General features: G+C 68.9%; 7 protein-coding genes and 1 pseudogene. 1 reads left to right on the top strand and 7 read right to left on the bottom strand.

The features are described 5' to 3' along the window. Positions 1 to 57: 57 nt before the first annotated feature. From tpiA to uvrC, 7 genes are all read right to left on the bottom strand, one after another. Positions 58 to 846 carry a triose-phosphate isomerase gene (gene tpiA / locus ACFWPJ_RS12525; RefSeq protein WP_378850185.1) on the bottom strand — a complete coding sequence of 263 codons (789 nt, stop codon included), beginning with the start codon at positions 844 to 846 and terminating at the stop codon, positions 58 to 60. A gap of 3 nt (positions 847 to 849) precedes the next feature. Then, complete coding sequence (locus ACFWPJ_RS12520) at positions 850 to 2064, bottom strand: phosphoglycerate kinase (protein ID WP_378850183.1); 1215 nt, start codon at positions 2062 to 2064, stop codon at positions 850 to 852. A gap of 5 nt (positions 2065 to 2069) precedes the next feature. Beyond that, entirely contained in the window at positions 2070 to 3086 is a 1017-nt protein-coding gene (gap, locus tag ACFWPJ_RS12515) for a type I glyceraldehyde-3-phosphate dehydrogenase (RefSeq protein WP_189023567.1), read from the bottom strand. Positions 3087 to 3287: 201 nt separating this feature from the next. Beyond that, positions 3288 to 4271, bottom strand: coding sequence for a DNA-binding protein WhiA (gene whiA, locus ACFWPJ_RS12510; protein WP_067493655.1), 984 nt, complete (start codon positions 4269 to 4271; stop codon positions 3288 to 3290). Further along, entirely contained in the window at positions 4262 to 5308 is a 1047-nt protein-coding gene (gene yvcK / locus ACFWPJ_RS12505) for a uridine diphosphate-N-acetylglucosamine-binding protein YvcK (RefSeq protein ID WP_378850180.1), read from the bottom strand. The genes whiA and yvcK overlap by 10 nt, the downstream gene beginning before the upstream one ends. After that, the gene (gene rapZ, locus ACFWPJ_RS12500; protein WP_378850177.1) at positions 5305 to 6261 is read right to left on the bottom strand and encodes an RNase adapter RapZ; all 957 of its coding nucleotides are present in this window, start codon (positions 6259 to 6261) and stop codon (positions 5305 to 5307) included. Before rapZ ends, yvcK begins: the two co-directional genes overlap by 4 nt. A 121-nt stretch (positions 6262 to 6382) precedes the next feature. Then, positions 6383 to 8371 (bottom strand): excinuclease ABC subunit UvrC, encoded by a 1989-nt coding sequence (gene uvrC / locus ACFWPJ_RS12495; RefSeq protein ID WP_378850174.1) that lies wholly within the window; start codon positions 8369 to 8371, stop codon positions 6383 to 6385. A 545-nt stretch (positions 8372 to 8916) separates the two neighbouring features. Between uvrC and ACFWPJ_RS12490 the strand changes: the two are divergent. Then, positions 8917 to 9231: pseudogene (locus tag ACFWPJ_RS12490) on the top strand (hypothetical protein); the annotation flags it as partial.

Below are 9231 nucleotides of genomic sequence, written 5' to 3'. Positions count from 1 at the left end.
CCCCTCGCGCGCAAACCCCCCCTCGGGCCCCCGCCCTATCGATGGATATCTACCCGATCAGGGCAGGGGCCCACCCGCGGCGATCGCCGACAGGGTGGCGAACTCGTCCGCCTTGAGCGAGGCACCGCCGACCAGTGCGCCGTCGATGTCGGGCTGACCGACCAGCTCGCCGACGTTCTTGGCGTTGACCGACCCGCCGTAGAGCACGCGGACACCCGCGGCGACCTCCGGGGAGGCCAGCTCGGCCAGCTCGCCCCGGATCGCGCCGCAGACTTCCTGCGCGTCGGCCGCCGAGGCGACCTTGCCGGTGCCGATCGCCCAGACCGGCTCGTAGGCGATGACGATCTGCGAGATCTGCTCGGCCGTCAGGCCTTTCAGCGAACCACGCAGCTGCTCGAGGTTGTACTCGACATGCGTGCCCGCCTCGCGGACGCCCAGACCCTCACCGATGCAGACGATCGGGGTGATCTCGTTCTTCAGCGCCTGCTTGGCCTTGGCCAGCACGGTCGCGTCGTCCTCGTTGTGGTACTGCCGACGCTCCGAGTGCCCGACCACCACGAAGGCGCAGCCCAGCTTGGCCAGCATCGACCCGCTGATCTCACCGGTGTAGGCGCCCGAGTCGTGCACCGACACGTCCTGCGCACCGTAGGTGAGCAGGAGCTTGTCGCCCTCGACCACCGACTGCACGCTGCGCAGATCGGTGAACGGCGCGATCACCGACACGTCGACCTTCGCGAAGTACTTCTCCGGCAGCGCGAAGGCCACCTTCTGCACCAGCGCGATGGCCTCGAGGTGGTTGAGGTTCATCTTCCAGTTGCCCGCGATGAGCGGCTTACGTGCTGCCATCGCTCAGCCCTCCAGCACCGAAATACCGGGCAGCTCTTTGCCTTCCAGGTATTCCAGGGACGCGCCACCACCGGTGGAGATGTGCGAGAAACCGTCGTCGGGCAGGCCGAGCGTGCGCACGGCAGCCGCCGAGTCGCCACCGCCGACGACCGTGAACGCGCCCTTACCGGTGGCGGTCACGATGGCCTCGGCCACCCCGCGGGTGCCCGCGGCGAACTTCTCGAACTCGAACACGCCCATCGGGCCGTTCCAGAACACCGTCTTGGCCTCGGTCAGCAGCGCGGCGAACCGCGACACCGACTCGGGGCCGATGTCCAGACCCATCCAGCCGTCGGGGATCTCAGTCGACGCGACGGTCTTGGCGTCCGCGTCGGGCGCGAACTTGTCGGCCGCCACGATGTCGGCCGGCAGGTGCAGCACGTCGCCGAAGCGCTCGAGCAGCGACTTGCAGGTGTCGATCATCTCGTCCTGCAGCAGCGAGGTGCCCACCGAAAGGCCCTGTGCGGCAAGAAAGGTGAAGCACATGCCGCCGCCGATCACCAGGGTGTCGACCTTGGGGGCCAGCGCCTCGATGACCGCGAGCTTGTCGGAGACCTTGGAGCCGCCGAGCACCACCGCGTACGGGCGGGCCGGGTCCTGGGTGAGCTTCTGCAGCACCTCGACCTCGGCGGCCACCAGGGTGCCCGCGTAGTGCGGGAGCACCTCGGCGACGTCGTAGACCGAGGCCTGCTTGCGGTGCACCACACCGAAACCGTCGGAGACGAACGCACCGTCGTCGCCGACCAGCTCGACGTAGGCGGCGGCCAGCTTGGCCCGCTCCGCGTCGTCCTTGCTGGTCTCGCGCGCGTCGAAACGCACGTTCTCGAGCAGCAGCACGTCGCCGTCGGTGAGGCCTTCCGAGCGCGAGAGCGCGTCGTAGCCGACCACGTCACCGGCGAGCTGGACGTTGCGGCCCAGCAGCTCGGCCAGTTTCGCGGCAACGGGGGCCAGCGAGAACTTGGCGTCGGGCTCGCCCTTGGGGCGACCCAGGTGGGCCATCACGACCACCTTGGCGCCGGCCTCGACCAGCGCCTGGATGGTCGGCACCGAGGCGATGATGCGGCCCGGGTCGGTGATCTGGCCATTGTCGTCGAGGGGAACGTTCAGGTCGGAGCGCACGAGTACGCCCCGGCCCTCGACACCCTCGGCCAGCAGATCTTGCAGTGTTTGGACTGTCATCGGGCTCAGAGCGACTTGCCGACGAGATCGACCAGGTTGGCCAGGCGGTTCGAGTAGCCCCACTCGTTGTCGTACCAGGACACGACCTTGACCTCGTTGCCGATGACCTTGGTCAGCGGCGCGTCGTAGATCGAGGAGTGCGGGTCGGTGACGATGTCGCTCGACACGATCGGGTCCTCGTTGTACTTCAGGATGCCCTTCATCGGCCCCTCGGCGGCGGCCTTCATCGCGGCGTTGATCTCGTCGATGGTGGCGGCCTTGGTCAGCGTCGCGGTCAGGTCGGTGACCGAGCCCGTCGGGACCGGAACGCGCAGCGCGTAGCCGTCCAGCTTGCCCTGCAGCTCGGGCAGCACCAGGCCGATGGCCTTGGCGGCGCCGGTGCCGGTCGGCACGATGTTCAGGGCCGCGGCGCGGGCGCGACGCAGATCCTTGTGCGGCGCGTCCTGCAGGTTCTGGTCCTGGGTGTAGGCGTGGATGGTGGTCATCAGACCCTGCTCGATGCCGAACGAGTCGTGCAGGACCTTCGCGATCGGGCCGAGGCAGTTGGTGGTGCACGAGGCGTTGGAGATGATGTTCTGGCTGCCGTCGTACTTGTCGTCGTTGACGCCCATCACGATGGTGATGTCGTCGCCGGTGGCAGGCGCGGAGATGATGACCTTCTTGGCGCCGGCGGACAGGTGACCCTTGGCCTTCTCGGCGGCGGTGAAGATGCCGGTCGACTCGACGACCACGTCGACACCCAGGTCGGCCCACGGCAGTGCCGAGGGGCCCTCCTTGATCGCGAGCGCCTTGATGCGCTGCTCGCCGACCACGATGGTGTCGCCGTCGACGGAGACGTCCTGCGGCAGCCGACCCAGAATGGAGTCGTACTTCAGCAACGTGGCGAGGGTGTTGATGTCGGTGAGGTCGTTGACCGCGACGATCTCGATATCGGTCTTGCCGACAGCCTTCAGCGCCTCCACCGCACGGAAGAAGTTTCGTCCGATACGACCGAAGCCGTTGATACCTACCCGGACAGTCACGTTATCGCTCCTCAGCTTTCAAGCGGATTCATTCCGACCGTCACCACACTAGTAGCCGTCTCCGAACTTCACGACAGCCACCTGTGATTTGTGAGGTCCCTGCCCCCGGCCTGCAGGAACCCCAGAATAAAGGGCAGAGCGGTCACGCATGACCGCTCTGCCCTAAACGTCGGATTCACCACAGCGAGCGGCGAACGCCCCCTACGCGTCGTCGAGGAGTTCCGCCGTCACCGCCGATTCGGTGTCGGGGATGCCGAGGTCCTTGGCCCGCCGGTCCGCCATCGACAGCAGGCGCCGGATCCGTCCGGCCACAGCGTCTTTCGTCATCGGCGGTTCGGCCAGCTGACCGAGCTCCTCGAGCGAGGCCTGCCGGTGCTGGACACGCAGCTTGCCCGCGGCGGCCAGATGGTCCGGCACGTCGTCGGCGAGGATCTCCAGCGCCCGCTCCACCCGCGCCGCCGCGGCGACGGCCGCCCGCGCCGACCGGCGCAGGTTGGCGTCGTCGAAGTTGGCGAGCCGGTTGGCGGTGGCCCGCACCTCGCGGCGCATCCGGCGTTCCTCCCAGGTGAGCCTGGTGTCCTGCGCGCCCATCCGGGTGAGCAGCGCGCCGATCGCCTCGCCGTCACGCACCACCACCCGATCGGTGCCGCGGACCTCGCGCGCCTTGGCGGTGATGCCGAGCCGCCGGGCCGCGCCGACCAGCGCCAATGCCGCCTCCGGGCCGGGGCAGCTCACCTCGAGCGCCGAGGAACGCCCCGGCTCGGTGAGCGAACCGTGCGCGAGAAACGCACCGCGCCAGGCCGCTTCGGCGTCACCGATGCTGCCGCCGACCACCTGGGCGGGCAGTCCACGCACGGGTCGTCCGCGCACGTCGAGCAAGCCGGTCTGGCGCGCCAGCGCCTCGCCTTCCTTCGACACCCGCACGACGTAGCGGGACGTCTTGCGCAACCCGCCCGCGCCGAGCACGTGCACATCGGAGCCGTACCCGTAGAGCTCGAAGATCTCCCGGCGCAACCGCCGCGCGATGGACCCCATGTCCACCTCTGCCTCGACGATCACCCGGCCCCCGACAATGTGCAGACCACCGGCGAACCGCAGCAAGGCCGACAATTCCGCCTTGCGCGAGCTGACCTGCGACACCACGAGCCTGCTCAGCTCGTCCTTCACCTCGGCTGTCATCGCCACGAGACGCGCTCCTTTCCCACCGACCCGGAACGCACATCCGATCCCGTGTGCCGTCCCTCGACTCGAAGCCCTGCCAGTTGCGACCGCGGCTGCCGGATCAGCTGATCCAGTGCGGCGGCTAGTTTTCCGGGATGATGCCGATCCGTTCCCGGCTCGGCGACATCGCTGAACGTTACCCGTGCGCGCAACTGTTCGGCGGCTCTTGCCACATGTTCCCGTTGCCGCCCCTCGGGCACCGACGCCGAGTCGACGAGCACGTCGTCGACCGCGAAATCCGGTGCGTGCTGGGACAATACATGCAGATGACGTTCCGCCGAAAAGCCGGCCGTCTCCCCCGGCTCGGCGGCCAGGTTCAGCACGAGCACCTTGCGCGCCCTGGTGTGCACCAGCGATTCGTGCAGTTGCGGCACGAGGACATGCGGAATGACGCTGGTGAACCACGAACCAGGGCCCAGCACAACGACATCCGCGTGTTCGATGGCCGAGGTCGCCTCGGGGCTGGCAGGCGGATCGGACGGAATCAGCCGCACCCGCCGGACCTTACCCGGCGTGGTCGCCACCGCAACCTGACCGCGCACGCACCGCCCGATCCGCGGATCCGCTTCCAGGCCCGAGACTTCGGCCTCGATGTCGAGCGGGATCGGTGACATCGGCAGCACCCGGCCGATGATCCGCAGCAGCCTGCCCACCTCGTCGAGCGCGGCCACCGGGTCGCCGAGGACATCGGTGAGCCCGGCCAGGATCAGATTGCCGACCGAGTGACCGGCCAGCGCGCCCGTTCCGCCGAAACGATGCTGCACCGTCGTCGCCCAGACGCCGTCGGCGTCCTCGGCGAGCGCGGCCAGCGCCATCCGCAGGTCACCCGGCGGCAGCATGCCCAGTTCGGCGCGCAGCCTGCCCGATGACCCGCCGTCGTCTGCGACGGTGACGACCGCGGTGATGCGCCTGGTCAGTCTGCGTACCGCCGTCAGGGTCGCATACAGCCCGTGTCCGCCGCCCAGCGCGACGACGGCCGGGTCGGCTTCCCATCCACTCATTCGCGCCCCAGATCCCGGTGCACGACGCGGACGACGTCCACGGCAGTGTGCCCGGTATCGGCGCCGATGCGTTCGCCGAGCGCCTCGGCGATCGCGACACTGCGATGCTTGCCGCCGGTGCACCCCACTGCCACCGTCATGTATCGCTTCCCCTCTTGGCGGTATCCGGTCGTGGTCAGGTCGACGAGATGGTGGCAGGTCTGCAGGTAGTCCTGCGCGCCCGGCCTCGACAACACGTAGTCGCTGACCACCGATTCCTGGCCCGTGTGTTCCCGCAGCTCGGGAATCCAGTGCGGGTTGGGCAGGAATCGCACATCCAACACCATGTCGGCGTCGAGTGGAACACCGTACTTGAATCCGAACGACTGCACGGTCAGTTGCAGCGCGGCGGGCGCGCCTGCGCCGTACACCTCCTCCAGCTTGCGGTGCAGCTGGTGGATCGACAGCTCGGTGGTGTCGATGACGACGTCGGCCGCCGCCTTCACCGCGGCGAGCCGGACCCGCTCCGCGGTCAGGCCCGCCGAGAGGGTGCCGTCGGGACTGTCGCTCTGCAGCGGATGCCTGCGCCTGGCGAAGCCGAAACGCCGGATCAGGACGTCGTCGGAGGCTTCGAGGAACAGCACTCGGGTCCGGATGCCCGCCGAGCGTAGCTGCTCGGTGACGCCGGAGAGGTCACCGGTGAAGAACCGGCTGCGCACGTCCATGACCAGCGCCAGGCGCCGGATCGGCGGTTCGGCGGCGGCGCCGAGCTCGATCATCCGCCCGATCAGTTCGGGCGGCAGGTTGTCGGTGACGTACCAGCCGAGATCCTCCAATACGCGCGCGGCGGTGCCGCGGCCCGCGCCGGACAAGCCGGTCACGATGACCACTTCTACTGGTTGCTGTTTTTCGGTGGCCGACCCGGTCTGTCCGGGTACCTCCCCCGCATTGTTGTTCGATTCGACGCGTGTCATGTCCTACCGGATCCGTTTCTGGGTGCCTTTCGATCATCCCGCACCGGCTCGGGTATCGGGCGCAGACACACAACGTACGGCACTCGCAATCTTGCGTCCTGTGATCCGCGCCCGTCTCCGGCTACGGGCTGTTCAGTGCTTCCAGCACCGCTTTCGCCGTGGAGACGCCGATACCCGGCACCGATGTGATCTCTTCGACAGTCGCGTCCTTGATACGGGCGACCGAGCCGAAGTGGGTGACCAGCGCGGTTCGCCTCGTCTCGCCGAGTCCACGCACCGAGTCAAGCGCCGATGCCGTCATGCGCCGTGAGCGCTTGCTGCGGTGGAAGGTGATCGCGAAGCGGTGTGCCTCGTCGCGCACCCGTTGCAGCAGGTAGAGGGCTTCACTGTTGCGCGGCATGATCACCGGGTCGGGCTCGCCCGGCACCCATACCTCCTCGAGCCGCTTGGCGAGGCCGATCACCGCGACATCGGTGATGCCGAGTTCGTCGAGTACTTCGGCGGCCGCGGCGACCTGGGGCGCGCCGCCGTCGACGACGTAGAGGTTGGGCGGGTAGGCGAAGCGGCGCGGTTTGCCGGTGGTCGGGTCGACGCCGGGGCGCGAGGCCGGCTCGTCGGTCTCGTCGATCTCGACGTCGACGACCTGCTGACGGTCGCGGGCCAGCCTGGCGAAGCGGCGGCGCGTCACCTCGGCGATGCTGCCGACGTCGTCGGAGCGGCCATCGCCCGCGGCCTCCTTGATCGCGTAGTGGCGGTAGTCGGATTTGCGAGCGAGGCCGTCTTCGAACACCACCAGCGAGGCGACGACGTCGGTGCCCTGGACGTGGCTGATGTCGACGCACTCGATCCGCAGCGGCGCGCTGTCCAGGTCGAGGAAGTCCTGGATGTCTTGCAGCGCTTGTGATCTCGAGGTCAGGTCGCCCGCGCGCTTCAGTTTGTGCTGGGCCAGTGCCTCCCCCGCGTTGCGCTGCACGGTCTCGGCGAGCGCTTTCTTGTCGCCACGCTGCGGGACGCGCAGCGAGACCGCGGAACCGCGCAGCCTGCTGAGCCAGTCCTGGATCTCCTCGGCGTCGGCGGGCAATTCGGGGACAAGCACCTCACGCGGAACCACGACGACATCACCGTCGGCGTTCTGCTCGGCCATGGCGGCCTGTTCGCCGTAGAACTGGGTGAGGAACTGTTCGACCAGCGCCGCGAGTTCGGTGCCGGATTCGGCGACGTCGAGCGCGTCCCCGGACTTGTCGACCACCCAGCCGCGCTGACCGCGCACGCGGCCGTCGCGGACGTGGAAGATCTGGACGGCGGCTTCGAGTTCGTCGGTGGCGAAGGCGATCACGTCGGCGTCGGTGCCGGAGCCGAGTACCACCGCCTGCTTCTCCAGCGCGCGGCGCAGGGCCTGCACGTCGTCGCGCAGGCGCGCCGCGGTCTCGAAGTCGAGGTCGTCGGCGGCCTCGTGCATGCGCCGTTCCAGCGCGCGCACCATCTTGTCGGTCTTGCCGGAGAGGAAGTCGCAGAAGTCGTCGACGATCTGGCTGTGCTCGTCGGCGGTGACCCGGCCGACGCACGGCGCCGAGCACTTGTCGATGTAGCCGAGCAGGCAGGGACGCCCGATCTGGCTGTGCCGCTTGAAGACTCCGTTGGAGCAGGTGCGCGCGGGGAACACGCGCAGCAGCAGGTCGAGTGTCTCGCGGATCGCCCAGGCGTGGGCGTAGGGGCCGAAGTAGCGCACGCCCTTCTTGCGGGCGCCGCGGTAGACGAACAGGCGCGGATACTCCTCGTTCAGCGTCACCGCCAGCACCGGATAGGTCTTGTCGTCGCGGTAGCGGACGTTGAATCGCGGATCGAATTCCTTGATCCAGTTGTATTCGAGCTGCAGGGCCTCCACCTCGGTGGACACCACCGTCCACTCGACGCTGGCCGCCGTGGTCACCATCTGCCTGGTCCGCGGATGCAGCGAGTACACATCGGCGAAGTAGGAGTTCAACCGGCTGCGCAGGCTCTTGGCCTTGCCGACATAGACGACCCGCCCGTGCACGTCCCGGAACTTGTACACACCGGGTTCGACGGGAATCGTGCCCGGCGCCGGCCGGTACGTCGCGGGATCTGCCACGTGTCCAGCCTAGCGAGCATGTCCGACAGGACGGTCGCGCTCCGGACATCGGCTCCCCTCGAAATGACGCGCGCGCACCGATGATCTTGAATAGTGCGCGGGGGGCTTTCTGCCGGAATCGATCTGTGCTGCCGTCTCCCGATGATCCACTCGGAAAGGACAGCCGTTGACCGGCCCCGAACACCATCCCGCCGTACCGAATTCCGCACCGGGCGACCCGGCGACCGCTCAGCCGATGGCACCCGTGCCCGGCCACGAGCCGTATCCCTCGGCGCCTGCCCACCAGACCTACGGTGGTCCGGCAGCTCCGCATTCCGGTCGCCGGCCCGACGGCAGTTACGTGACCTACCCCGGCGATCCCGGATACCCCGGCGGCCCCGGACAGCTCGGCTATGCCCCGTACCCCGGCGGCCCCGGATACTCCGGGTACCCGCAGGCCCCGGCTGGATACAACGGGTACCCGCAGGCGCCGGTGCGGATGCCGGGCAGCGTCCGCGCGGCCCAGGTGCTCTCGTTCGTCGCAGCGGGGCTCGGACTGCCTGATCGTGGTCTTCGGTGCGATGGCGGGCGGCGAGGCGGCCGGGCGGGCCACGGCCGGCTTCGGTGTGTTCCTCGTGCTGGGCGGGCTCGCGTTCGCGTTCCCGACCGGCGGCCAGGGGATCAGGACCACGGCCATCGTGTTCGGCTGTTTGACTGCGCTGTGCGGCCTGGGTTCGACGGCGAGCCAGATGCCGCCGAGCCTGCTCGGGATGCTGATCGGCGGGGCCGTGGGGGGCCGAGCACGCCCGACACACCCCCCCCCAGTGGTGGAGCCCCACCCCCCACACTCGCTCCTCGCGCCCCCCCCCCCCCCCCCCCCC

Origin of the sequence: Nocardia sp. NPDC058497 (assembly GCF_042720195.1) — a bacterium.
Lineage (GTDB): Bacteria > Actinomycetota > Actinomycetes > Mycobacteriales > Mycobacteriaceae > Nocardia.
This window is presented reverse-complemented; position numbering and strand designations above follow the sequence as displayed.

Excerpts from the sequence above, each read along its gene's own strand:
- tpiA (WP_378850185.1), bottom strand. The coding sequence starts at position 846 with ATGGCAGCACGTAAGCCGCTCATCGCGGGCAACTGGAAGATGAACCTC.
- ACFWPJ_RS12520 (WP_378850183.1), bottom strand. The coding sequence starts at position 2,064 with ATGACAGTCCAAACACTGCAAGATCTGCTGGCCGAGGGTGTCGAGGGC.
- yvcK (WP_378850180.1), bottom strand. The coding sequence starts at position 5,308 with ATGAGTGGATGGGAAGCCGACCCGGCCGTCGTCGCGCTGGGCGGCGGA.
- rapZ (WP_378850177.1), bottom strand. The coding sequence starts at position 6,261 with ATGACACGCGTCGAATCGAACAACAATGCGGGGGAGGTACCCGGACAG.